The sequence below is a fragment of the Natronococcus pandeyae genome (assembly GCF_008122205.1).
In the GTDB taxonomy this organism is placed as follows: domain Archaea; phylum Halobacteriota; class Halobacteria; order Halobacteriales; family Natrialbaceae; genus Natronococcus; species Natronococcus pandeyae.
In genome coordinates this window covers 1-24,552 of the sequence record NZ_PHNJ01000022.1, presented here as the reverse complement: position 1 = coordinate 24,552, position 24,552 = coordinate 1, and the positions used below count along the sequence as shown (strand labels likewise).

Sequence of the window (24,552 nt, the reverse complement as noted above, 5' to 3'; positions counted from 1 at the left end):
TCCCGAACGACGACGCACCATTATTTTTCAATACTCTCCGGCATTTCAGATTCGGCACCAAAACTGGATACCGAAACCGTATTATCAACTACTGCTACCGACATCGGTGACGGCGCGATCCGGCCCGATCCGATCCCCGCGACGCTGCCCGCCGGCGTCGTCTACCCGCTCGCGGTCGGCAGCCTCGGCGGAGTGATCGGGTCGCGGATCGGCGCTCGAGCCGACCGCTAACGCTGCGCCAGTGGAAACCGCGACTCCGGTAGCTACTTGGGCCGACCACACAACCGTCGCACATGGGCGGTCGTGGACCGAAGCGGGAACTCGCAGAGAAGATCGCGGGAGAGATCACGCTGAGTGACGACCCCGGGGCGACGTTGCGCAAGTGGCGAACGGACTTCGACGTTTCCCAAACCGACCTGGCGACCGAACTGGACGTCTCCTCCTCGGTGATCTCCGACTACGAGAGCGGGCGCCGGGAGAGCCCCGGTATCGGCGTCGTCGGCCGGCTCGTCGAGGGACTACTCTCGATCGACGAATGCCGCGGCGGCGACCGGATCCGCCAGTACGGTCGTGTCCTCTCGGCCGGCTTCGAGAGCGACGTCGTCTACGACCTGCGGGAGTACGCGACGTCGATGCCGCTGGTCAAACTCTACGACGATATCGACGCGACCGAGATCACGACCGGGAGCACGGATCGAATCAGCGGTCACACGGTCATCGACAGTATCGGCGCCATCACCCGGCTCTCGAGCGAGGAGTTCTTTCGACTGTACGGCCAGAGCACGAACCGCGCCCTGGTCTTTACCGGCGTCACGCGGGGAGAGGCGGTCGCGGTCGCGCTGCGGGTCGTCAACCCGACGCCGAACGCGGTCATCCTCCACGGCATCGAGGAGGAAGACCTCTGGGAGCACGCCGCCGACCTGGCACGGATCGACGGCTACTCGCTCGCCGTCACGACCGCGCCGCTCGAGGAGATGCTCGACCACCTCGTCACGATCGAGTGACGACAGCGCACTCGGAGAGACTCATGACGGACGATAGCACTCGTCGAAAGGATCGCTGGACGCTCGCGCTGACGCTCGTTTTCGTCGCGTCGCTCGCCGTCGTCTACGCCGTCGACGAGCCGGTGCTCTGGCTGGGGTGGGCCGTCCTCGCGGTCGCCGTTTCGGGAACGGTGATGGCACTGTTCAATCGGAAGACGCCGCAGGAGTCCTGAGCGCGCTCAGGCGATCTGGTCTTCGTACTCGTCGGCCGAGAGCAGGGTGTCGAGTTCGCTCTCGTCGGACGGCTCGATCTCGAGCATCCAGCCCTCGCCGAACGGGTCGTCGTTGACGAGTTCGGGTGCGTCGAACAGTTCCTCGTTGATCGCGACGACTTCGCCGCCGACCGGCGCGTAGAGGTCGGATACCGCCTTGATCGATTCGATGACGCCGAACTCTTTCTCCTGGCTGACCGACTCGCCCTCGTCGGGGAGTTCGACGAAGACGACGTCGCCGAGTTCGTCCTGTGCGAAGTCGGAGATGCCGACGCGGACGACCCCGTCGGTCTCGAGTGCCCATTCGTGCGATTCCAGATACTGCCGATCGTCGGGAGTGTCGAAGCTCATTGTTATTCTGTCTCGATGAACGGAGTGGTTTCAACTCTTGCCTTTTTCGACTGGCCGCGAACGACGACCTGCAGCGTCGTTCCCGGATCCGCGTGCTCGACCGGGACGTAGCCGAGCCCGATCGGTTTCTCGAGGGTCGGACTCATCGTTCCGCTCGTGACGGTGCCGATCACCCGGCCTTCGGTGTTCGTGATGTCGTAGCCGTGGCGCGGAACGCCGCGGTCGATCAACTGGAGGCCGACGAGTCGTTCCTCGACGCCCGCCTCCTCGATCTCCGCCAGCGCGTCCCGGCCGACGAACTCGGTGTCGAGGTCGACGGTGAAGCCGATCCCTGCTTCGTACGGTGTCCGGGGATTCGACTCGATGTCGAAATCCTGGCCGGCCAGCAGGAGTCCGGCTTCGATCCGGAGCGTGTCGCGGGCACCGAGCCCGCAGGGCTGGCAGTCGAAGCGCGACCAGACCGTCTCGGCGTCCGACCACGGCACGATCAGCTCGAAGCCGTCCTCGCCGGTGTACCCCGTGCGGGCGGTCCAGCACTCGGTACCGGCGACGGTCGCGTACGCCGCCTCGAACCGGCTCAGGTCCGTGGGCGAGCCGTCCGCAACCTGCTCGAGCAGCGCTGGGGCGTTCGGGCCCTGGACCGCGAACATCGCGTACTCGTCGGTCTGGTTATCGATAGTTGCCTCGAGGTCCCACTCGTTGCGGTAGCTGATCCACCGTTCGTGAGTCGCCTCGTCGGTGCCCGCGTTGGGTACGAAGAGGTAGGTCGGGTGGCCACCCTCGTCGGGGAGCCGATAAACGACTGTGTCGTCGATGATGACTCCCTCCTCGTCGGTGATCGCGGCGTACTGGGAGTCGCCGACGCCGAGGCGGCTCACGTCGTTCGAGGTGAGCCGCTGCATCAACGTCGCGGCGTCCGGCCCGGTGACGTGAATCTGGCCCATGTGCGAGACGTCGAAGATACCGACGTCCTCGCGGACGGCCTGGTGTTCCGCTTGAATCGAGTCAAATTCGACGGGCATATCCCAGCCACCAAACTCCGTGAACTTCGCTCCACGCTCGTCGTGGATCCCACGTAACGGCGGCGTCTGAAGCGGCATAGTCGGATTGACACTCCGGGGGTAGTAATGTCTTTTCGTCGCTGGTGGCCGAATTCCCTCGACGGCGGGCAACTATTCCGACGAAACGGCGAAAAAACGAACGGCGTAGCCGTCGGGCCTAGCTAGAGTGTTCGGTGACCGTCAGCGTGTACTCGCCGCTCCCGTCGTAGGAATCGACGAGGATGTGGAGGTCCGTCGAGGTGTCGGGGTCCTCGATGACGATCTCCTCGTCGCTGCCCCAGGTGTAGGAGATGTGGTCGTAATCCGAGGTCGTCGGACAGTGATCGCGCTCGTTGGCGTAGAGATCGAACGTCGCGTCGCTCGGCCCCTCGAGGTCGATGACGACCTTGCGCGGATCGGCGAACTCCCACGCGTACGCCCAGCAGTCGCTGTCCCAGGAGCCGGCGAGGGAGTCGGTGACTGTGGTGGTTTCGGTGTCGTCGTCTCCGTTATCGTCGTCATCATCGTCGTCGTCGTCGTCGCCGTTGTCTGGATCCTCGTCGGGATCGGTGTTGACGGCGTTGTCGGCGTCGACGCGCCCGTCACCCTGTTCGTCGTCCGAGAGACCGATATCGACGGCGGTGTTCTGCAGGTGCTCGCGAAGTTGCTCGTTCGAGAGTCCCGAGTGCGCCGAGAGCGCGAGCCCTGCGACCCCCGCGGCGACCGGCGATGCCATCGACGTCCCGGAGTACTCGTCGTAGTCGTCCCAGTTGACCGCGGAGAGGACGTTGCTGCCAGGCGCGGCGAGTTCGATCTCGGGGCCGACGTTCGAGAACGAAGAGAGCGACTCGTTCTCGTCGAGCGAGGAGACGGCCATGACCGTGTCGTACGCCGCCGGATAGGACACATCACCGCCGTAGTCGTTACCGGCCGCCGCGACGAGTAGAGAGCCCTGATCGTAGGCGTACTGGCAGGCGTCGTCCATCGTGCTCGAGTAGCCGCCGCCACCGAGAGACATGTTGATCACCTCAGCTCCCTGGTCGGCCGACCACTGGATGGCGTCGGCGATGTCGGACAGCGACCCGCCGCCGCTGTCATCCAGCGCTCGGGCCGACAGCATCGAACAGTCAGAGATGCCGGCGTGGCCCGTGCCGTTGTCGGTGCCGCCCGCGGCGATTCCGCCGACGTGGGTTCCGTGATCCTCGTCCCCGGTGACCGGGTACGGATCGTCGCTGTCGCCGGCGAAGTCGCGGCCGTAGTTCGAGACACTCCCGTCCATGTTCTCCTCGAGGTTCGGGTGGTCGTACTGGATCCCCTGATCGATGATCGAAACCGTGACGTCCGGATCGCCGAGCGTCGTCTCCCAGGCGCCCTCGCAGTTGACCTGCTGTGGGGCGTACTGGTCGCCGTACATCGGATCGTTCGGCGTGTAGAACGCCTCGACCGTCGCGTTGTCTTCGGCGTATGCGATATCACGGTCTTCCAGGACGTTTTCCTTGAAATTCTCCTTCCCCTGATCGTCGGCGTTTTCGGGGAACTTCACCGCGACGTAGCCGAGCGTCTCGTTCGCGTGGACGATCTCCGCGTTGTCCGGAATCTTCGGTTCGACCGTCTCCTCGGCGTTCGAGATCGAGTCGTCGACGCCGACGAGAATCTCGTCCTTCCGTGGGCCAGGTTCTCGACCCGGCGTTGCCGTCGTGACACCGCTCAGACCGAAAAACGCACCCAGTGCGCCAGCCGCTTGTAGTACTGTTCGTCGATTAGCGTGCGGAATGCCATCTTCTGCCATGGTCCGACTGTCTGGAATACGCGACTATATTAAATCCTTATGGAACAGCTTACAATTTATTCTGTATTAATCAATATGAGAGAATACAGATGTATGAATCGTTCTATGTAGATTCTGGCAGAAACGTTTGCTTCTCGAGTTCTTCATCTCTTCAGAATAAACTTCTATAATGTTTATTTGGTGGCCGCAACTCTTGCCAAGAGCGACGAACGCCGGCGTTCGAGGTTAGCAAGGGAAGCCTGCGAGAATCCGAATAAACTTGCTAGTTACTAATGGGGATTTTGAACGGAGATTTCTAGTAGCAACTCCCCTGAGTGTCGTACAGACAACCAGCGGTGGCGTGTGATAGCCGTCGGCCTCGAGAGCCAGCCGTCCCGCGGCGTTTCGTCACACCTTTTTCCGGATACGCGAAAGCGCAGCCATGTTCGATCGCCTTCGGGCCATGTTCGGCGACAGTACCGACGTGTCGATGGTCGGTCTCTTCGTCGACGGGCCGAACGTCTTTCGCGACGAGTTCGACGTCGACCTGGACGACCTCCGGACTGCGGCCGAGGATCTCGGCCGGGTCGGCATCCTTCGACTGTACCTCGACGAGCACGCGACCCCCGGGCTGATCCAGGCCGCGGAGGCCCGTGGCTTCGAGGTGATCGTTACCAGCGGCGACGTCGACGTCAAACTCGCCGTCGACGCGACTGCGCTCGCCAGCGATGGGAGTATCGACCGGCTGGCGATCGCCTCCCGAGACACCGATTTCAAGCCCGTCCTCGAGCACGCCGGCAGAGTCGGCGTCGAGACGGTCGCTATCGCGCCGGGGACTCACGGCCGCTCCGACGCGCTCCGCAACGCTGCCGACCAGACGCTGACGCTCGGAGACTGACGGGGAGGACGGCGCGTCGGCGACGGCCGGCACCTCGCGAGCAACCGAGTCGGTGACTTTTCACCTGCGGCGTCCCCACTGCTGGGTATGATCGACGACGAGACGCCGGTTCTCGACAACCACCTCCACCTCGATCCGGACAACAACCGCGGGATCGACGCCGTGCGCGACTTCGCTCACATGGGCGGGACGCACATGCTCGTGGTGAACAAACCATCCTGGCACCTCGGCGTCGAAGCCGACGCCGGCGAGGATTTCCGTCCCGTATTCGAGCGCACGATCGAGATCGTCGCCGACGCCTCGGACGAACTCGAGGGGCGGGCGTGGCCCGTCCTCGGGGTCCATCCGGGGCTGATCTCGCGGCTCGTCGACGAGCGCGGCTACGCGCCCGACGAAGCCCGGGAGATCATGCAGGGTGGGATCGACGTCGCCGCGGAGTACGTCGAGTCGGGCGACGCGCTGGCGTTGAAGTCCGGTCGTCCACACTACGAGGTCGACGACGCGGTCTGGGACGCCTCGAACGCAGTGATGCGCCGGGCGTTCGAACACGGTGCGGAGCTGGACTGTGCCGTCCAGCTCCACGCCGAGGGAAGCGAGGACCTGACCGAAGTCACCGACTGGGCCGAGGACGTCGGGCTGCCCGCCCATCGCGTCGTCAAACACTACGCGGGTGGCCGACTCGAGGGGCCGATCCCGAGCGTCATCAGCGAGAAAGACGGACTCGAACTCGCAGCCGAACGCGGGGAGCCGTTCCTGATGGAGACCGACTACATCGACGATCCGGACCGCCCCGGAGCCGTCCTCGGGCCGAAGACGGTGCCCCGCCGGGTCGCGTGGCTGCTCGAGAACGGCCACGACGAGGCCGTTCGGAACGCCCACGTCGAGACCCCGAAACGGGTCTACGAAATCGATACCGAAACGACGCTCGAGCGGGCCTGAAACGGCTGAATCGGGCACAGTCGCGTCGGCGTACAGGTAGAGAAAGGCATTTCAAGCGGCCGGTGTAGTTGTCTGTATGAGCAATCCCCCTACCGAGTACTACTCGGAGGAACGTTGGCAGAACTGGATCGATCGAATCAAAGACGAAGAGATCGATCCGGAGGACGAATCCTCGGCCCGTCTCCTGCTCAATCTCCAGGACGACACTGCAATCGCGATCGCGAAGATCGTCGCCGCGTACGACGAGGGCGAACTCGAACAGGAGGACGCACTCGCGGAGATCGAGGACGTCCGCGAGGTCGTCCTGGGCGAGGTCGACATCGAGGACGAGGAGAAACTCATTCTCGTCGACGGCGTCCAGACCAGCCTGGTTTGCGTCTTCTTCGCGTCGGAGGAATACATCGCCAACGGTCCCGCCGAGGAGGGGACCGTCGCAGACTACCTCGGTGCGGCGGCGAACGCAGAGGCCGAAGAGGATCTCGACGCGGCCCTCGGCTACGCCGCCCAGGCCGGGACGCTCATCATCGACGGCGAGGAACTCGACATGAGCGTCGCCGAGGATCTCGAGTACGGTCTCGTCACCGAGTGGATCAACGGACTCGACAGCCTCCAGAGCGCGATGAGCGACCCGGAGGTCGTCGAAGAAGACGAATAACGTCGGCCGATCTCACGTTCTCGAGCACGTCCGTCGATCGACGAGTAATTCGGTCGTCGTGCTCCGACTTCTTCGCCCCGAGAGACGACCGACCGTCACGTTCACGGAAATCTGAGCGGTCGATACGATGTTCGTCGATCGTCGAAACTTCGAACGACAATATCATATAGATCGGACAATATTCGCATACCATGACCACCGTCGGTATCGACGCCGTCGAGATCTGGACCGGGAATCTCAAGCTCGACTTGCCCGGCACTTTCGCACCCGAGAAGGGAGAGGCCCCGGAGAAGTATACGAAGGGGCTCGGTCTCAACGCCAGTTCGTTCCCCGACAGCTACGAGGATATCGTCACGATGGGGGCAAACGCCGCCTATCGGCTGATGGATCGAAAGGGGCTCGAGCCGGAGGATATCGGGCGCATCGACGTCGCGACCGAGAGCGCGTTCGACAATTCGAAGCCGGTTTCGACGTACATCGCCGGCTGTCTCGAGCAGGTCTACGAGAACGATTTCCACCACGCCAACAAGGGCGAACGAAAGTTCGCCTGTATCGCGGGGACCCAGAGTCTGGACGACGCCTACAACTGGATCCGCGCGGGTCGAAACCGCGGGCGCGGCGCGCTCGTGATCGCGACCGACACGGCGCTGTACGCTCGCGGTGACGCCGGCGAGGCGACCCAGGGCGCCGGCGCCGTCGCGATGTACATCGCGGAGGATCCGGACCTCGTCGAACTCTCCGCCGACCAGGGGTACGGCTCGGCCGACGAGACGGACTTCCTCAAGCCCAACCAGCAGTTCCCGTCGGTCGACGGCAAGCGCTCGGTACAGGTGTATCTCGCACGCATGCGCGAGGCCCTGGAGGACTACGAGAGCGTCGCGGGCGACGTCCACCCCGACGACCTCGCGTTCATCCCGTTCCACACCCCGTTCCCGGGGATGGTCCGGAAGGCCGGGCTGCTCGGCTACCGACACATCACGCGCGACACCGCGATCGAGGACGAACTCGCCGAAGAGATCGGTCGCCAGCCCCGCAAGGAAGCCTTCGACGACGAGGAGGCGTTCCGCGACGCCGTCCGGGAGTATATGGACGCGCTCAAGGAGACCGACCGCTACCAGGAGTGGTACGCCGAAACGATCGATCCGACGCTGACGCTCTCGCGCGAGGTCGGTAACTGGTACACCGGTTCCGTCCACATTGCCCGCGTCAGCGCGATGAAACACGCCCTCGAGAACGGTCGCGACCTCACCGGCGAGACGCTCCTGGTCGGCTCCTACGGCAGCGGCGCCCAGGCGGAGATCCACGCGGAGACGGTCCAGGAGAACTGGGCCGAGGAGATCGAGGCGCTGAACATCGACGGCCAGCTCGAGGCGCGCTACGACCTCAGCTGGGAGGACTACGAGGAGGTCCACGACGCCCACAACCACGACATGGACGTCGACGTCGAGGAGCTCACGACCCCCCACGAGGAGTTCGTCTTCGACGGCTGGGGCCGTATGGGCGAGCGGAAGTACCGGTTCGTCGAGTAGTCGAGTAGCGGTTTCAGGGAAAAGCGCTACGCCCGCCTTCTTCGCGTTTGGATCAGGATTCTCGAGCCTCGAGAGCGCCCGCGGTCGCACCCCCGATGCCGGCGAACAACAGCGGATAGACGATGCCGGAAAGGAAGACCGCCGGGAGAAGGTCGGGTCCACCCGTGGCACCGGCGATGCTGACCTCGAAGAGGAACGCGCCAGCGACCGACAACACGAGATACCCCGGCAGTATCGTCATGCTGACGAGCGCACCCTGTGTCGGCGTCGCCGCTCGGTGATAGCGAGCGAGTGCGAGTCCCGAAGCCAGTAACAGTCCAACCGGGAGCGCGTACAGGAGCACGGAAAACCCCTCCTGATTGCCGATGAACGTCGTGGTGTGACTCCCGATAAGCGGGAGGTCGTGGAAGACGGTGGTGACGAAGTGAGCGTTGTAGAACACCCACCCGACCATTTCGTAGGTCGCCGGATCCCCCTCGAACGCCTCGAGGAACCGGTTCAACGGCGACTCTCGGATCTCCGGCGCGACGAGTACGTACGTGATCGCGTAGCCGAGCAGCCACGCTCCGAAACCGGCACCCGCTCCGCCCACCACGGGAAGGTCGTTGATTTGTCTTGAGTTCATGCAGTCACGAGAACGATCGAAACGAGCGGTGAATAGGACGGCGATGTCGCCGTCCCGAACGGGTACGGGAGGCGCGCGGCAGCAGCGACGCGAGGGCGTGTCGGACAGGCCAACGGCGCCTCGAGGCGAAACCGATTACCTTGTCCAGCGGATAGCTCGATCAACGAGTATCGCCCGCCGACCGCGCTCGACACTGATCACACATGGACCCGTTCACATTCCTCGGCATCGACGTGGCGCTCTTCCTCCTCATCGGCCTGCTGGCCGGTGCCCACTGTATCGGGATGTGTGGCCCGCTCGTCACCGTCTACGCGAGCCGGATGGACGACGGGTCGGCGACCGGGAAACGCGGCGCCCACCTGACGACGTACGAGGTTCGCCAGCACGCGCTGTTCAACCTCGGGCGGACCGCGAGCTACACCCTTCTGGGAGCGATCTTCGGCGCACTCGGCGGGCTGCTGTTCGTCACGACGGAGTCGCTGACGCCGCTCGTCGACCCGATCCGCGGTGGCGTCGGGCTCGTCGTCGGCGGGTTCGTCATCGCGACGGGCGTCTACTACCTGCTCGGGCGGACGACCGGCGGGATTCATCTCCCCGGCCTCGAGCGACTTACCGGCTGGCTCATGACCCACGTCGATCGGCTCGCGAACGGGCCGGGCATCGTCGGCCTCGGCGCGGTGCACGGCCTGCTCCCCTGTCCGATCCTCTACCCGGCGTTTCTGTACGCGTTCGCGACCGGCTCCCCGACGGGCGGGGCGCTCGCGCTGGCCGCACTCGGAATCGGAACCGTCCCTGCGGTCTTCGTCTACGGAACCGTGATCGACGCGGTCGACATCGTCCACCGGCGTCGCGTCCACCGACTGCTCGGGGTCGCGTTCGTCGTCCTGGGCTACGTCCTCTTCGCGCACGGACTGATGAGTATCGGTATCCACCTGCCCCATCCGGAGCTCCCGTTCTACGACGGGATCGACGCCCCGGGCGCCCACGATAACCACTGACCACGATGACTGGTGACCACCTGACCGACGTCGGCTGTTCGCTGTGTGAGCTCCCCGTCGAGGGCAGCGACGTCACCGATCGCGAGGGAAATCGCTTCTGCTGTGTCGGCTGTCGCGACGTCCACGACGCGCTCGACGACGTCGACGATCTCGAGGCCGAAGACGTCCGCCGCGAGCGAACCGAGGACGCCGAGCGGGAGGTTCCCGACCACCACGAGGCGACCTACCTCGAGGTCGACGGGATGCACTGTGCGACCTGTGAGGCGTTCATCGAGTCGGCCGCGACCCGGACGGAAGGCGTCAGCGACGCCAGCTCGAGCTACGTCACCGATACGGTGCGGATCGACCACGACCCCGACACCGTCTCGCAGGCCGACCTCCAGGAAGCCATCAGCGGGCTCGGCTACAGCGCCTACGACCGCGACGACACGTTCATGCGGCGAAAAGCCGACAACTGGATGATGGGTCGGATCATCGTCGGCGTGCTCATGGGGATGATGGTGATGATGCAGTACCTGCTCATCATCTACCCCACCTACTTCGGCGGGCTGTTCTACGACCAGCGAACGTACGAGTTCTTCACGCAGGCGCTGGCGAGCGACCTCGCCACGCCGTTTTACCTGATGATCGGTGCGCTGACGACGATCGTCCTCGGCGTCACCGGCAAGCCGATCCTGCAGGGGGCCTACGTCGGCGTCAAGACCCGGCAGCCGAACATGGACCTGCTGGTCACGATCGCGGCCGTCAGCGCGTACCTCTACAGCACGCTGGCGATCGCTGTCGGCGGCGACCACATCTACTACGACGTCACCGTCGCCATCATCGTCATCGTCTCCGTCGGCAACTACTACGAGTCCTCGCTCAAGGACAAGGCCACAGAGCGGCTCTCGGATCTGACCTCCGTCCAGATCGACGACGCCCGGCGCGTCCGCGAGGACGGGAGCCACGAGGAGGTCGCCGTCGACGACCTCGAGCCCGGCGACCGCGTACTGGTCCGGGCCGGCGAGCGCGTCCCCGTCGACGGCGAGGTCGTCGACGGCGAGGTCGCGGTCGACGAGGCGGTCGTCACCGGCGAGTCGCTCCCGGTCGGGAAGACCGCCGGAGATACCGTGGTCGGCGGCTCGATGGTCACCGACGGCGCCGTCACCGTCCGCGTCGGCGAGGACGCGACGAGCAGCCTCGACCGGGTCACCGAACTCGTCTGGGACCTCCAGAGCGGTACCCACGGAATCCAGAAGCTCGCGGACAAGCTGGCGACGATCTTCGTCCCGCTCGTGCTCGTGCTCGCAGTGGTCGTCATGACCGTCTACCTCGCGCTCGGCGCTGGCGTCGCCGCCGCCCTGCTGATCGGCCTCACCGTCTTGATCGTCTCCTGTCCGTGCGCGCTCGGGCTGGCGACGCCGCTCGCGGTCGCCGCAGGCATTCGGGACGCACTCGAGCACTCGATCGTCGTCTTCGACGACACCGTCTTCGAGCGCATCCGCAACGCTGATACCGTCGTCTTCGACAAGACGGGGACGCTGACGACCGGCGAGATGACCGTCGTCGACGCCGACTGCTCCGAGGAGTTGCTCGAGCGGGCGGCGCGACTCGAGCGACGATCGGCCCACCCGGTCGGCCAGGCCATCGCGGCCGAGCGGCCGGTCGCCGACGGCGGTGCAGTAGAGCCCGCGTCAGAGACGGACACGGCGGAGGCGGACGCGGCGGAGACGGACGCGATGGAGATCGACGACGCGGGGAGCGCGGACGAAGCAACCGATGCCGCCGCGGACGACGGGATCGAGTCGTTCGAGAGCCACCGCAACGGCGTCACCGGCGTCGTCGACGGCGAGGAGGTCGTCGTCGGCCACCCGGACCTGTTCCGCGACCGCGGCTGGACGGTCTCCGACGAGATCACCGAGAAAATCGACGAGAGCCGCGAGACGGGCCGCGTTCCGGTCGCCGTCGGTCGCGGCGGGACCGCCGAGGGCGTCGTCGTCGTCGGTGACGACCTCCGCGAGGGATGGGCGGAGACGCTGTCGGCGATCGCGGAAACGGACACCGACGTGGTCGTCCTCACCGGCGACGACCCCCGGGCGGCCAGCCGGTTCCGGGACGAGCCGTCGGTCGATCGAGTGTTCGCGGGCGTCCCGCCGGAGGGCAAGGCCGAGACCGTCGAACGGCTCAAGAAAACGGGCCGGACGGTCATGATCGGCGACGGAACGAACGACGCGCCGGCGCTGGCGGCCGCCGATCTGGGCATCGCACTCGGCGGCGGGACCGCGATGGCCGCGGACGCGGCCGACGTCGCGCTCGTCGACGACGACCTCTCCTCGGTCGACACCGTCTTCGAACTCGCGCGGGCGACCGACCGCCGCGTCAAGGGCAACATCGGCTGGGCGTTCTGTTACAATGGCATCGCGATCCCGCTCGCCGTGACCGGGCTGCTCAACCCGCTGTTCGCCGCGCTCGCGATGGGAACGAGCAGCCTGCTCGTCGTCACGAACTCCTCGCGGTCGCTGCTCGAGGACTGACCGCGGTTACCGGTCGGCCGACCCGACGTGACGACGGAGACGACAGTCGCTTCACCGATCGAGGCACCGATATTTCAGCCATGAAGTAGTTAGTTCTGGGTCGCCTACGTCTACCCATGTCTACTCGTCCGTCCCTGTCGGAGTGGCTCTCCGACCGACTCGGGTTGGCCGTGCTCACGCTGGTGAGCGTTCTCCTCGCGTTGCTCATCATCCTGCCGTACCTCCAGTACGTGCTTCTCGGGGTGATCCTCGCGTACATCCTCATGCCAGCCCAGCGTCGTCTCGAGAACTATATGCGGTCGATGACCGCCGCGCTCGTGCTCGTCGTCGTCGCCATCCTGGCGATCTTGCTGCCGGTCATGTACGTGCTCGCCATCGCGTTCGGCCAGGCGCTCGAAGTGGCCATGGCGATCCAGGACGGCACGCTCAACGTCGAGGACATCGAGCAGCGGATCGCGGAGACGGGGTACACCGTCGATCTTCAGGATACGTACAGCACCTACCAGGAACCGATCGCGACCGGGCTGCAGGGGCTCGCGACCGGCGCGATCGAGTTCGTCGGCGGCGTCCCGGCGATCCTCATCGGTCTGACGGTGACGGTGTTCGTTCTCTTCGCGCTCCTGCGTGACGGCGACCGGCTCGTGAGCTGGGTCGGGTACGTCGTCCCGATCGAGGACCAGGTCCAGCGCGAACTGTTCAGCGAACTCGACCAGCTCATGTGGGCGTCGGTCGTCGGCAACGTCGCGGTCGCGATCATCCAGGCCCTGCTGCTCGGCGTCGGGCTGGCGCTACTCGGCGTGCCGGCCGTCGTCCTCCTCACGGTCGGAGCGTTCGTCGCCGCGTTGCTCCCGTTGATCGGCGTCTTCGCCGTCTGGATGCCGATCTCGCTCTATCTGCTGGCAGTCGGGCAGTTCGTCCCGGCAGCGATTCTCGTCGTCTACGGCCTGCTCGTCAGCGCCTCGGACACCTACCTCCGGCCCGCCCTCATCGGCCGGACGAGCGCGTTCAACTCCGCGATCATCGTCGTCGGGATCTTCGGCGGCCTCGTCGTCTTCGGCGCGGTCGGGCTGTTCATCGGCCCCGTCGTCCTCGGCGGCGCAAAGATCACGCTCGACCTGTTCGCTCGAGAGTGGTCGACGAGCCAGGGAGACGCTCGCGACGAACCCGAATCGGCCGCGGATCCCGCCGCCGAGACGGCCGAGGAGACGGGGATCACCGACGATTCCGAGGTGGGACCACCGGAGACAGCGGGAGAGCAGACGACGAAGGCGAGTACGGGAGTCGACGGCGCAAATGCTGGTGGCGAAGACGCGGAGACCGACGAGGAAGCGACCGATACCGACGGTGCTCCCTCCGTCGAGAGAGTGGACAGTACCGAGTCCGAAGCCACCGGATCCGACACTGGCACCGACTCGCCACAGTGATCGAGACCACGGCCGTAAACTGCTCCTCGTGATTACGTTCCGCGGGTTGCCCTCACGAACGAAGAGGTGCGTTCATTATCCTCTATCTGTAACTACCTCGTATCGTGTCTCGGAACGAAACCCGTACTCGGCGCGAGTCAAACCGACGAGTACCGGTCGACCGAGACCCCCTCTAGCCATGAACGGATCACACGCCACGGGGAGCCCATACGCTCCTCACACGGACGACGAACGCGCGGCGATGCTCGAGGCGGTCGACGTCGATACGGTCGATGACCTCTTCGACATCCCCGCGGACGTCCGGTTCGACGACGAGTTCGGGATCGACGCGCGAACGGAACGAGAGACGCGCCGGCTGGTGCGCTCGATACTGGGTCGCAACGACGACCTGACGGAGCTACTCGGTCGTGGCCACTACGGCTACTACGTTCCCTCACTGGTCGATCACCTGGCCGATCGCTCGGAGTTTCTCACCTCCTACACGCAGTACCAGCCCGAGGTTTCCCAGGGCTTCCTCCAGGCGCTGTTCGAGTACCAGTCGCTACTGGTCGAACTGACGGGACTCGAGGTCGCCAACTGCTCGATGTACGACGCCGCCACGGCGCTGGGCGAGGCCGCGACGCTCGCCGAGCGCGTTCGCTCGACGAGCGGCCACCGCGTACTCGTCCCCGACCTCCTGCTCGAAGGACGCCACAGCACGCTCGAGAACTACGTCGCCGGCACCGACCTCGAGGTCGAAACGTACCCGACCGACGACGCGAACGCCGACCTCGACGCGCTCGCGGACGCCGTCGACGACGACGTGGTGATGGTCTACGCAGAGAACCCGACTGTCCGCGGGACGGTCGAGGAAGGGCTCGAGCGGGTCGGCGACCTCGCTCACGGGGCCGACGCGCTGTTCGTCCTGGGCTCCGACCCGGTTGCGCTCTCTTTGCTCCAGCGGCCCGCCGACGTCGGCGCCGACGTGGTCGTCGGCGACGCGAGCGTGCTCGGGCTGCCGACGAGCTACGGGATGGGTCTCGGACTCTTCGCCTGCCGCGAGGACTACCTGCGACAGGTGCCCGGCCGGCTGGTCGGCGTGAGCGAGGACGCGACCGACCGACGGGCGTACACGCTGACGCTACAGACCCGCGAGCAGCACATTCGACGCGAACGAGCGACGAGTAACATCTGTACCAACCAGGCGTGGGTCGCGCTGCGAACCGCGATGCACGCAGCGTACCTCGGCCCGGATGGCATGGTCGACCTCGCGAAACGCGGCGTGACGCGTGCGGAAGCGCTCGCCGACCGGCTGGACGATATCGTCGGCGTCACCGCACCGGTCCACGACCGACACCACGTCCGGGAGTTCGTCGCCCGCGTCGACCAGCCGGCGAAGGCCGTCGTCAGCGATCTCGAAAAGCGCGGGTTCGCGGTCCACGTCGTCGGCGAACACGAAGTACAGGTGTGCGTCGCGGGCGTCCCCGACGAGCGGATCGATCCGTTCGTCGACGCGTTCACGGAGGTGGCACGATGACCGACGATACTCGAACGAACGTCGACGACGTGGAGGAGCAGCGAGTGCGCTACGACCAGGCCCGCTACGTCGAGGACGGCCAGTACGAGCCGTTGCTCTCGGAGAAAGACCAGACCACGGTCGAAATCGGCGACAGCGACGAGTCGCCCTTGCCCGACGACCTCACCCGGGACTCGCTCGAGCTTCCCGGCCTCTCCGAACCCGAACTGGCCCGCCACTACACGCGGCTCTCCCAGATGATCTACGGCATCGACAGCGGTCCCTACCCGCTGGGCTCGTGTACGATGAAGTACAATCCGAAGTTCACGGAGGACGTCGCGGCGCTGCCGAAAGCGGCCGTCCACCCCGACCGCTCCGAGACGTCGGTTCAGGGCTCCCTCGACCTCATGTATCGCCTGCAGGACTACCTCGGTCGGATCGGCGGGATGGACGCGGTGACCCTCCAGCCGCCCGCCGGCGCGGCCGGCGAGTTCGTCGGGATCCGCGTCGCCGCGGCCTACCACGAACACAACGGCGAGGACCATCGCGACGAGGTGATCGTCCCCGAGAGCGCCCACGGGACTAACTTCGCGACTGCCGCACTGGGCGGCTACGACGTCGTCTCTCTGCCCAGCGACGAGGGCGGGCGGGTCGACCTCGAGGCGCTCGAGGCCGCCCTGAGCGAGAACACGGCTGCGCTCATGTTGACGAATCCGAACACGCTCGGGCTGTTCGAGCGAGACATCTCCGAAATCGCCGAGATGGTCCACGACGTCGGCGGCTTGCTCTACTACGACGGGGCCAACCTCAACGCGCTGCTCGGCCGCGCCCGACCCGGCGACATGGGCTTCGACGTGATGCACTACAACGTCCACAAGACGTTCGCGACGCCCCACGGCGGCGGCGGTCCCGGAGCCGGTCCCGTCGGTGTCGTCGACGAACTCGCGCCGTTCCTGCCGGCACCTCGCGTGCGCGAGACCGAGGACGACTCGGAAACGGCGTCGAGCGAGCCGACCTACGAACTGTTCGACCCCGACCACACCATCGGCAAGGTCCACGGCTACCAGGGCAACTGGCTCGTCCTCGTGAAGGCGTTCGCCTACATCGCCCGACTGGGTGACGAGGGACTACTCGACGCCAGCGCGAAGGCGGTGCTCAACGCGAACTACCTCGCGAGTCAGATCAGCTACGACGTTCCTTACGAGCCGTTCTACCACGAGTTCGTCGCCAGCGCGGGCGACCAGGACGCGGCCGACGTCGCCAAACGGATGCTCGACTACGGCGTCCACCCGCCGACGACGAAGTGGCCCGAGATCGTCCCCGAGGCGCTGATGACCGAGCCGACGGAGGTCGAGAGCAAGAAGACGCTCGACCGGCTCGCCGCCGCCTTCGACGCCGTCGCCGAGGAGGACGACGAGACGCTCGAGGCCGCCCCCGAACGGACGACCGCCCGCCGGATCGACCAGACGAGCGCGGCCCGCAGTCCGCGGCTCTCCTGGCACGAACTCGCAGACGACGAGTAATCGCCGAGACCGTTTTTTCGCCCACTCGCTTCTTCCGGAGGAATCTCCGGCCCGTGGTACTATCGGTCCCGTTCAGGGAGATCGGTCTCGAGGTGCTCGAGCAAGGCCGGATGCAGCGGCCCGTTCGAGCCGAGCAGCGCCGACCGGTTGTCGGTCTCGAAATTAAAGACGAACGGCTCGCCGCGTTCGTCGGTGATCGTCGCCCCCGCAGCGCGGGCGATCACCAGGCCGGCGGCGATATCCCACGGGTAGGTGTCGTACTCCCAGGTGGCGTCGGCGCTGCCGCTCGCGAGATAACAGAGGTTGAGCGCGGCCGAGCCGAGTCGGCGGACGCCGCGGGTCTCCTGGTAGAACTGCGAGAGGAAGGAGCCGTCGGGGTCGTACCCCGAGATGAGCATGCTCTCGTCGAGGCTGTCGCGGTCGGTGGTCCCGATCGGTTCGCCGTCTCGTCGGGCGCCCCGTCCGGCGATCGCGGTGAACAGTTCGTCCGTTTCGGGGACGTAGACGACGCCCATGACGGGCTGTCCGCCCTCGAGCAGGGCGATCGAGATCGAGTAGTTAGGGTTGCCGTGGGCGAAGTTCCCGGTTCCGTCGAGCGGGTCGACGACCCAGGTGTAGCCGTCCTCGAGAATTCGGCGGGGCTGCTCCTCGGAGACGATTCCGTGGTCGGGAAACTCGTTGTCGATGACGGTCGTGATGATCCGGTTCGCCTGGTGGTCGGCCTCGGTGACGATGTCGGACTTGTTGCTCTTGACGGCGATGGACTCGACCTGGCCGTGCAGTTCCCGGAGGGGTTCGCCCGCGGCCTCGGCGGCCTCCGTGGCGATCGTGAGCGCGTGCTCGAGGGTGTCAGCGTCCTCGCCCCCATCCTGTGGGTCGGCCGACACCCCAGCGGAGCGGGTCACGGCTCCACTCGCCGTGCTCGTGGGCGAGCGAGCGGGCTCGTCCACCCCGCGAATGTCCCAGCCGAGTTTCCTCGAGATCGCGGTAAAGAAGTGGTCGTCGTAGCTGGTGCGGACGATGTGGGCGAGTTTGTCGGCTCCCGTCACCAGGATCTCCTCGCCCGCCTCGAGGATCACGTGGGCTCGCCCGCCGTCGACGAGGAGGCTCGCCGGACCGCGGGTGACGATCCGGAGCTCCGTCTCGGGCGAGACCACGATCGGTCGCACCCCCAGCTGGTGGGTGTGCAACGGAACGAGCTGGAGCGTGTGGTTGTTGGCCGGGTAGTGGATCGGGCCGTTAGCCGACAGCGAGACGCCGGTCGATCCGGTCGGCGTCGAAACTGCGAGTCCCGTCCCCTCGAACTCGCCGACGTACTCGTCGTCGGCGTAGACGTCGAGTCGCGTGATCTTGCGGTCCGTCGGGTTCTCCGGCGGCACGTGCTCGATCATGACGTCGTTGATCCCCGTCGTGTCGACCCTGGGACCGCGGACGGCCACCTGCTGGCGGCTGTCGACCGTCGCCCGGCCGTGGATTACCTCGTCGAGCGCCGCCTCGAGGTCCTCGGGTTCGACCCGGGCGAGAAACGAGAGCGTCCCGGTGTTGACCCCGAGCTGGGGGACGTTCCGGGGCGCGAACGTCTTGATTCCCTCGAGAAAGGTCCCGTCGCCCCCGATAGTGACGCCCAGCGTCGCCCGGTTCTCGTCGTAGACGTCGTCGATGTCGTCACCCACGTCGACGGTGGAGAGACCGATGCCGCGGTCGTCGGCCCAGGTTGCGAGGCGTGTGACCACGTCGTCGCTGTCCGGACTGACGATCGCGACGATCTCGTCCGTCGTCGCGAGTCTGCGTCCTTGCATCAGTCGATCCGTGGAACCGACCGACTATGGGTCTTGGCGTTCGGTCGGCACGAGCGAGCGCTCGGGAACTCGAGTGCCGGAGCATCGACGGCGAAGAGATCGATCGACGAACTGCAGTTCGGCGGCGTCTCTGACGGTTCAGGCGCTCGCTTCGCTCGAGTCGATGCCGTTGATCTGGACGAAGCCGTAGTCACAGTCCGGGCAGTGCCACTTGATCTTCGTGCCGAGGTGCAGCGTCGTGCTCGCGGCACGGTAGAACGTCTTCTCGTCGCCGCAGTTCGGACACTCGTGATCGAGTTCCAGGGACATATCGAGGGGTATCGTCCGAGGCGTGTTTAACGTACTGATTTTTGCCCTGACCCCTGGATCCCTCGGTTGCCCTGATCCGTGGCTTTCCCGTCCCGAAGGCGTCCGACTCGAGATAAATTTCGAACCGCGAGGGCCTGTTCAAATACTACCGTGAGTACTCAGCGTCCGGCGAGACTGCCACGAAAGCCCCTGGGCCGCTCGAGTCGGGGGGCTCGCTGCGCGCTCGCTTCGCTCGCGTGCTTGCGTCGCCCGCCGTCCCCGAGCGGCCCAGCCCCTTTCAGTCCCACCCGCGGTGGCTGGCCAGAAAGCCGACTCAGCTGGGACTGAAAGGGCTGACGCGGTCGATCCCTCCCGTGCGACGTAGGGACCGCAGCGAAGCGAGGACCGTGGCGAGCCCCGAAGGGTCGATCGCGTCAGGGGCTTTCGTGGTGTTCGATTCTCTCGGCGAGTCGGTGTACTCTGAACATCGTCACCGCGAGCGACACTGTACTTAAGTAACCGCCATCCGTCGATTCCGCTATGACGATCTACACCGGACGCGGTGACGACGGCGAGACCGACCTGCGAGATATGACTCGCGTCTCGAAGACGGATCCCCGAATCGAGGCCTACGGCACCGTCGACGAACTCAACGCGCTCGTCGGGACCGTGCGTCCGACGGGCCACGACGACGTCGACGAACGGCTGCGGACGATCCAGAACCACCTCCACGTCGTACAGGCGGACTTCGCAAATCCGGATCCGGACGAGGGCGACCCCGCGATCCGCGCCGACCACGTCGAGACGATCGAGGACTGGATCGACGAGTACGACGAGGAACTCGAGCCGCTGACGTCGTTTATCCTGCCCACGGGTAGTGACGCCGGCGCGCGGCTACACCACGCTCGCGCCGTCTGTCGGCGCGCCGAGCGCCGGGCCGTCGGCCTCGCGGGCGCAGAACAGATCAACGAAGATGCTGTCCAGTACCTCAATCGGCTCTCGGACGGCCTGTTTACGTTCGCGCGCGTGATCAACCAGCGCGACGGCGAGCGCGAAGAGGAACCCCAGTACTGACCACTCCACCGGACGTTCTACCGCTACTTCGCCGATCTACTCCTCGAGGTCGAGTCCGACGAGAGATCGGTCGAGCACGTCCGCGTACCCCGACGGCGTGAGTTTCAGCGTGGGCACTCCCAGGAACGTCAGCGTCTGGAGGGTTAGCAACGGCCGTTCGATATCGGTTCCGAGTTCGTAGAGCGCGTTCTCGAGGATCTTGAACTCCTCCGCGACCCTCGGTAGGGGAGCTTCTGCGGCGGTCGCACCGACCGGCATCGCGAGGTCGGCGACGACAGAGCCGTCCCGGGCGACGGCGAAGCCGCCACCCATCGACGCGACGTGTTCGGCGGCGACGACGGCGTCGTCGGTGTCGGCCGCCACGGTGAGCAATCCGGGTACCTCCCACGTGCCGGTCGTCGCGACGGCGCCCCTCTCGAGACCGAACCCGGTGAGAAAGCCCGTGAACCCTCGATCGGCCGTTCCGGGAGCGCGATCGATCAGCGTCGCCGTGAGCGCGTCGCGCTCCGCCGCCGGACCGACCAGATCGGTGTCGGTGTCGGTCCCTGGTTCGACAGTCGTCTCGGTCGTCACGAGCCCCTGGTCGACCGCCATCGCGCGAACGTCCTCGCTCCGGACGGAGTCACGAGGTGCGGTGAACCGCTCGCGCTCGAGGTCGACCGAGACGGTATCGTAGACGTAGTCGGGATAGGGATCCGTTCGCGGCTCGACCGTCGGAGCGCCGTCTTCGACGACGATGGAGCCCTCGGAGACGACGGTGTCGACGGCGATCGTCTCGAGATCGTCGACGACGACGAGATCCGCCATCGCGCCCGGAGCGACGACGCCGCGACCCTCGAGTCCGAAGTGCTCGGCGGTGTTCCGCGTCGCGGCGTCGATGACGTCCGCGGCGGGGACGCCGGCGTCGATCGCCCGGCGAACGACCTCGTGCATACCGAACCCGTCCTCGAGTTCGGTGGGCCAGACGCCGTCGGTCGAGAGCGAGACGCTTCCGCGATCGAGATCGGGGAGGGCGTCGACGAGGGCTCCGAGATCGTCTCGGATCGTGCCGCAGCGACCGACGACGTGGATCCCGTTCGTCGCACGCTCGCGGACGCCGTCGGCTGTGATCGCCTCGTGGTCGTTGTCCACGACCGTCGCGAACGCCCGGAGGGCGTCTCCGCGACAGCCCGCGCCGTGGCCGACGATTCGGGCATTTGCCTCCCGCGCTCGTTCGTACAGCGCCTCGAGCGGCACGTCCCGGCCGACGACGTGGACCCAGTCGATCTCGCCGACGCCGACGACTCGTTCGTGCTCGAGCAGCGCGGCGAGCGCCTCGAGTTCCTCCTCGTCACCTCTCGCGGGTTCGAACGTGTCGACGAACCACTGCGGCGGCAGCGTGAGATAGGTCGTGAGCGGACGTTCTGCGGTGCGCTCGAGCGTCGTCTCGACGCCGCGGCTCCCGAACAGGAGTCCGAGGCCGGACGTTTCCGTGACGACGGACGTCGTTCCGGTCGCGAGCAGGGAAGGGGCGGCACGCTCCGGAGTAAGCTGAATGTCCGCGTGCGTGTGGGCGTCGATGAATCCGGGCAGGACGTACTGGTCGGCTGCCGAGACGACGGTCGTCTCGGGGCCGGTAACCGAGGCCGCGTCCTCGAGCAGCGCCGCGATGCTGTCGCCGACGATAGCGACGTCTCGCTCGAGAAACTCGCGTCGGTTGGAACAGTAGACTCGCCCGTCGGTGACCACCAGGTCCGCCGTCGCGTCGTCGCGCTCGAGGGCGATCGGCTGTAGCTCGTTCATGGGCAGTCATTCACACCCAGGTTCGTATGCCGTCCGGTCGGCATCTCCCGTTCGTCGGCCCGTAGCGACCAGTCCGTTCCGTGAACTGATTCTGTTGTTCACGAAAGAACTATTATCGCCGAATGCCATCTGGTACCACAGGTCATGAACAACCATTTCAAGGACAGCCGATACCATCTCGCTCGAGCCGCCGAACACGCGAAGTGGGGCGTTATGACGGAAGTCGAACGGGCCAAGTCCCGCGTTCGAACGATGGCGGGACGCGAACCGGAGCCGGACCATCTCCAGCGCGTTCGGGCAGCCGTGGCCGCTCGAGAGGAGGTGGCCACAGCGCGCGCCCGGGAGGTGCTCGAGGAGGCTCGAAGCATCGTGTCAGGGTCTCGAGATCGATCGAACGAGCGCGAGCAGTCCACCTGACGGTGAAAGGAAGTCTTAAGTTGAACGCACGGATAGCACCCACTGCGGGTTGGTGATCTAGTCCGGTTATGATACCTCCTTCACACGGAGGAAGTCGGCAGTTCAAATCTGCCCCAACCCACTACTTTTGTCGCGAGCAAATTCGCGAGCGACAGGATCGTGACGTTGGGCAGATTTGAATCAGGGAGTGGAGCGAAGCGAAACGACCGTGGTTCAAATCTGCCCCAACCCATACGTTCACTGCGTTCACGTAAACCCATAGACGGCAGTCCGTTTCTTATAAAGAACCCCTCTTTCGAGTAGCGGATTCCACGAAGTTACTGCCTTGGCCCTCGAGCCGTGGTGCGATTATACCAAAGGAAACTGGAATGATAACTGTTTCCCGGAAAGATGCTCCCGCAGTTGATCCCGTTCCACCTCATTTCGCCTCGTCTTCGTCTCGAATAACAACGATGTCGAACTTCGGATCCCGGCGTCGGGTACCGACCCGTCACCGACGAGTTGGTTCTCGAACGTAACCAGCGAGATGTCAGACTCGTCGAGGATGGCCTCGAGAAGGTCTTCCGCCAACTGATTATTGATGTTCTCGAGGACAGCCATCAGCGTGGATGTCACCCGGTTTTCGCCCTGGGTATACGTTGAGAACAGCGGATTCGTCATATGACGCTCCGTTATTTGGCACTGACAAATAGCTTGGCTTACAGTGAACTCAGATGTCGATCAGCAAACAGATCAGCTACACACCGTTGAACAACTGCCAAAGGGATCGGAGAATCGTACTGAATCCTGTAGTCGGGTTTGCCTTTGGACTCGGCGAAAACGACTCTCTCACTGACAAGCTAGCAGCTACAGTTTCGTCGATAGCGATCTTCGTACAAGTTTGCACGTTTTCCTCGAGCACTCGACATTCTCGTCGACACAGAAATACATCAGACTGCTTATTAATTCGGACGATGGCTTGCAGAAAGGGATTCGAGACTGGCACCTACAGAACCGAATGGATCATCTCAGTTTGCAAACGTGCCTCACCACGCTGGTTTTGCGCCGCTCGTGAGACCCAACAACAGGATCTCGAGCATCAGTAACACAGCGAACAACTGCACTACGATCGTGATTCGACGCTCTGTGACGGACGCGGTCGTCTGTCGACCACACCATCTTTGTGATCGCTTCTTCGTAGACACTAACCGTCAGAGGTAAAGACTGTAACCCGATATTAGCATCGTTGTTTTAAACTTGTACGCATAACGGTCACAGATGGGAACGTCAGATGAACAAATTGACGACTTGATTGATATTTTGTTAGTCGAACCGAACCCCGGTGACAGCCGTCTGTTCACCGAGAATTTCAGTGATGCAAAACTTCTGAATACGATTTACACCGTCTCCGACGCAGAGTCTGCTCTCGACTTCCTGCATCAACGGAATCGCCACTCCGACAAACCGCGTCCTGATATCGTTTTACTCGAGCCGCAGCTACCGAGACAGAACGGCATGGACGTCTTGTCGGAACTGAAAAACGAACCGGCACTGGATGATATCCCGGTTATCGTCCTGACGAGCTCAGAGGCGGGAGAAGACATCATGCAATCGTACGGGATCGATGCCGATTCTTACATCCGGAAACCAGTTGAGCCTGACGAATTTGTGGAGTTCGTTCAGTCTATCGAGGACTTTTGGTTTGCCATCGTTCAGAAGTCATCGCAGTAATTGGCAAAATTCTCATACGCGTACTGAGTAGTTATCATCGAAAGTGTTCCCGGGTAAGGACGTTTTAGCAACGTTGTTCGATTACTGCTGTGACCTTTTTGATCACGTCCAGTCCGTAATCCTCTGCTCCAGAAACACGTCTCTATTCAGATGTATCCAAATTACGGCTTCGAAGGGGTTGAAATCGTAGACTATCGCTAGTATGGATGAAAGCGTAGTGGTTCTGCGTTCAAAAGAGGTGGAAGTATTGGAAGCATCGCTGCTGTCCCGCTGTAATATTGGGTAGCCGAGTCGAGTTGCCGTCGAATCGCTGTCCGGTGGTTGATATACGGAGTAGCGGAGTGGAAGAACCACTCTCGGGATGGTGCGACCGCTGGTCGGTCGCTGAAGGTATGAAAGTATGAGTGGAGGCGGCGAATCGGATTTCCCAGAGGCTCGCGCACTCCAGTACTCGCCGAAACGCAGGCGG

23 protein-coding genes and 1 tRNA gene are annotated in these 24,552 nt (G+C 64.6%); 15 read left to right on the top strand and 9 right to left on the bottom strand.

The features are described 5' to 3' along the window. Positions 1–293 precede the first annotated feature (293 nt). Both CV102_RS23935 and CV102_RS23930 read left to right on the top strand, forming a co-directional pair. A complete protein-coding gene (locus tag CV102_RS23935) occupies positions 294–1,004 on the top strand; it encodes a helix-turn-helix domain-containing protein (protein WP_148860527.1) in 711 nt (236 codons plus the stop codon). Positions 1,005–1,027: 23 nt separating this feature from the next. Beyond that, positions 1,028–1,216 carry a hypothetical protein gene (locus CV102_RS23930; protein ID WP_148860526.1) on the top strand — a complete coding sequence of 63 codons (189 nt, stop codon included), beginning with the start codon at positions 1,028–1,030 and terminating at the stop codon, positions 1,214–1,216. A 6-nt stretch (positions 1,217–1,222) separates the two neighbouring features. Here the strand turns inward: CV102_RS23930 and gcvH are convergent, their stop codons facing one another. The 3 genes from gcvH to CV102_RS23915 all read right to left on the bottom strand — a co-directional run bounded on the left by gcvH (position 1,223) and on the right by CV102_RS23915 (position 4,435). Further along, complete coding sequence (gene gcvH / locus CV102_RS23925) at positions 1,223–1,606, bottom strand: glycine cleavage system protein GcvH (protein ID WP_148860525.1); 384 nt, start codon at positions 1,604–1,606, stop codon at positions 1,223–1,225. A gap of 2 nt (positions 1,607–1,608) precedes the next feature. Continuing rightward, positions 1,609–2,706, bottom strand: coding sequence for a glycine cleavage system aminomethyltransferase GcvT (gcvT, locus tag CV102_RS23920; protein ID WP_148860524.1), 1,098 nt, complete (start codon positions 2,704–2,706; stop codon positions 1,609–1,611). A 118-nt stretch (positions 2,707–2,824) separates the two neighbouring features. Further along, the gene (locus tag CV102_RS23915; protein ID WP_148860523.1) at positions 2,825–4,435 is read right to left on the bottom strand and encodes a S8 family serine peptidase; all 1,611 of its coding nucleotides are present in this window, start codon (positions 4,433–4,435) and stop codon (positions 2,825–2,827) included. Positions 4,436–4,856: 421 nt separating this feature from the next. Between CV102_RS23915 and CV102_RS23910 the strand changes: the two genes are divergently transcribed. The 4 genes from CV102_RS23910 to hmgB all read left to right on the top strand — a co-directional run bounded on the left by CV102_RS23910 (position 4,857) and on the right by hmgB (position 8,435). Beyond that, a complete protein-coding gene (locus CV102_RS23910; protein WP_148860522.1) occupies positions 4,857–5,312 on the top strand; it encodes an NYN domain-containing protein in 456 nt (151 codons plus the stop codon). An 87-nt stretch (positions 5,313–5,399) separates the two neighbouring features. Next, positions 5,400–6,251, top strand: a complete 852-nt coding sequence (locus CV102_RS23905) for a TatD family hydrolase (protein WP_148860521.1) — start codon at positions 5,400–5,402, stop codon at positions 6,249–6,251. Between the two features lie 76 nt (positions 6,252–6,327). Further along, a complete protein-coding gene (locus CV102_RS23900) occupies positions 6,328–6,906 on the top strand; it encodes a DUF2150 family protein (protein ID WP_148860520.1) in 579 nt (192 codons plus the stop codon). Between the two features lie 191 nt (positions 6,907–7,097). Continuing rightward, positions 7,098–8,435, top strand: coding sequence for a hydroxymethylglutaryl-CoA synthase (gene hmgB / locus CV102_RS23895; RefSeq protein ID WP_148860519.1), 1,338 nt, complete (start codon positions 7,098–7,100; stop codon positions 8,433–8,435). A gap of 52 nt (positions 8,436–8,487) precedes the next feature. On the opposite strand, the gene CV102_RS23890 is transcribed toward hmgB, so the two are convergent. Next, positions 8,488–9,060, bottom strand: a complete 573-nt coding sequence (locus CV102_RS23890; RefSeq protein ID WP_148860518.1) for a hypothetical protein — start codon at positions 9,058–9,060, stop codon at positions 8,488–8,490. 203 nt (positions 9,061–9,263) lie between these two features. Between CV102_RS23890 and CV102_RS23885 the strand changes: the two genes are divergently transcribed. The 5 genes from CV102_RS23885 (at position 9,264) to gcvPB (ending at position 17,013) form a co-directional block, all read left to right on the top strand. Then, positions 9,264–10,058 carry a sulfite exporter TauE/SafE family protein gene (locus tag CV102_RS23885; RefSeq protein ID WP_148860517.1) on the top strand — a complete coding sequence of 265 codons (795 nt, stop codon included), beginning with the start codon at positions 9,264–9,266 and terminating at the stop codon, positions 10,056–10,058. Between the two features lie 5 nt (positions 10,059–10,063). Then, positions 10,064–12,571, top strand: coding sequence for a heavy metal translocating P-type ATPase (locus CV102_RS23880; RefSeq protein ID WP_148860516.1), 2,508 nt, complete (start codon positions 10,064–10,066; stop codon positions 12,569–12,571). Between the two features lie 116 nt (positions 12,572–12,687). After that, positions 12,688–13,995: an AI-2E family transporter gene (locus CV102_RS23875; protein WP_148860515.1), complete on the top strand. Its 1,308-nt coding sequence runs from the start codon at positions 12,688–12,690 to the stop codon at positions 13,993–13,995. 178 nt (positions 13,996–14,173) lie between these two features. Continuing rightward, positions 14,174–15,511, top strand: a complete 1,338-nt coding sequence (gene gcvPA / locus CV102_RS23870) for an aminomethyl-transferring glycine dehydrogenase subunit GcvPA (protein WP_148860514.1) — start codon at positions 14,174–14,176, stop codon at positions 15,509–15,511. Further along, complete coding sequence (gene gcvPB / locus CV102_RS23865; RefSeq protein WP_148860513.1) at positions 15,508–17,013, top strand: aminomethyl-transferring glycine dehydrogenase subunit GcvPB; 1,506 nt, start codon at positions 15,508–15,510, stop codon at positions 17,011–17,013. Before gcvPA ends, gcvPB begins: the two co-directional genes overlap by 4 nt. A 59-nt stretch (positions 17,014–17,072) precedes the next feature. Here the strand turns inward: gcvPB and CV102_RS23860 are convergent, their stop codons facing one another. Then, entirely contained in the window at positions 17,073–18,812 is a 1,740-nt protein-coding gene (locus CV102_RS23860) for an NAD(+)/NADH kinase (RefSeq protein WP_148860512.1), read from the bottom strand. Positions 18,813–18,950: 138 nt separating this feature from the next. Further along, positions 18,951–19,121: a DUF7838 family putative zinc beta-ribbon protein gene (locus CV102_RS26285; RefSeq protein ID WP_187433101.1), complete on the bottom strand. Its 171-nt coding sequence runs from the start codon at positions 19,119–19,121 to the stop codon at positions 18,951–18,953. A 519-nt stretch (positions 19,122–19,640) separates the two neighbouring features. On the opposite strand from CV102_RS26285, the gene CV102_RS23855 reads away from it, so the two are divergent. After that, complete coding sequence (locus CV102_RS23855; protein WP_148860511.1) at positions 19,641–20,174, top strand: cob(I)yrinic acid a,c-diamide adenosyltransferase; 534 nt, start codon at positions 19,641–19,643, stop codon at positions 20,172–20,174. 36 nt (positions 20,175–20,210) lie between these two features. On the opposite strand, the gene CV102_RS23850 is transcribed toward CV102_RS23855, so the two are convergent. After that, positions 20,211–21,956, bottom strand: coding sequence for an adenine deaminase C-terminal domain-containing protein (locus CV102_RS23850; protein WP_148860510.1), 1,746 nt, complete (start codon positions 21,954–21,956; stop codon positions 20,211–20,213). A 144-nt stretch (positions 21,957–22,100) separates the two neighbouring features. Here CV102_RS23850 and CV102_RS23845 point away from each other — a divergent pair, with 144 nt between their 5' ends. Beyond that, a complete protein-coding gene (locus tag CV102_RS23845; RefSeq protein WP_148860509.1) occupies positions 22,101–22,373 on the top strand; it encodes a DUF7553 family protein in 273 nt (90 codons plus the stop codon). A gap of 46 nt (positions 22,374–22,419) precedes the next feature. Next, a tRNA-Val gene (locus CV102_RS23840) sits at positions 22,420–22,494 on the top strand. Between the two features lie 227 nt (positions 22,495–22,721). Here the strand turns inward: CV102_RS23840 and CV102_RS23835 are convergent. Then, positions 22,722–23,033 (bottom strand): hypothetical protein, encoded by a 312-nt coding sequence (locus CV102_RS23835; protein WP_233710808.1) that lies wholly within the window; start codon positions 23,031–23,033, stop codon positions 22,722–22,724. 597 nt (positions 23,034–23,630) lie between these two features. Between CV102_RS23835 and CV102_RS23830 the strand changes: the two genes are divergently transcribed. Then, complete coding sequence (locus CV102_RS23830) at positions 23,631–24,083, top strand: response regulator (protein ID WP_148860508.1); 453 nt, start codon at positions 23,631–23,633, stop codon at positions 24,081–24,083. A gap of 102 nt (positions 24,084–24,185) precedes the next feature. On the opposite strand, the gene CV102_RS26460 is transcribed toward CV102_RS23830, so the two are convergent. Beyond that, positions 24,186–24,552: hypothetical protein (locus CV102_RS26460; protein ID WP_222863735.1), on the bottom strand; the 367-nt coding region annotated here is incomplete at its 5' end.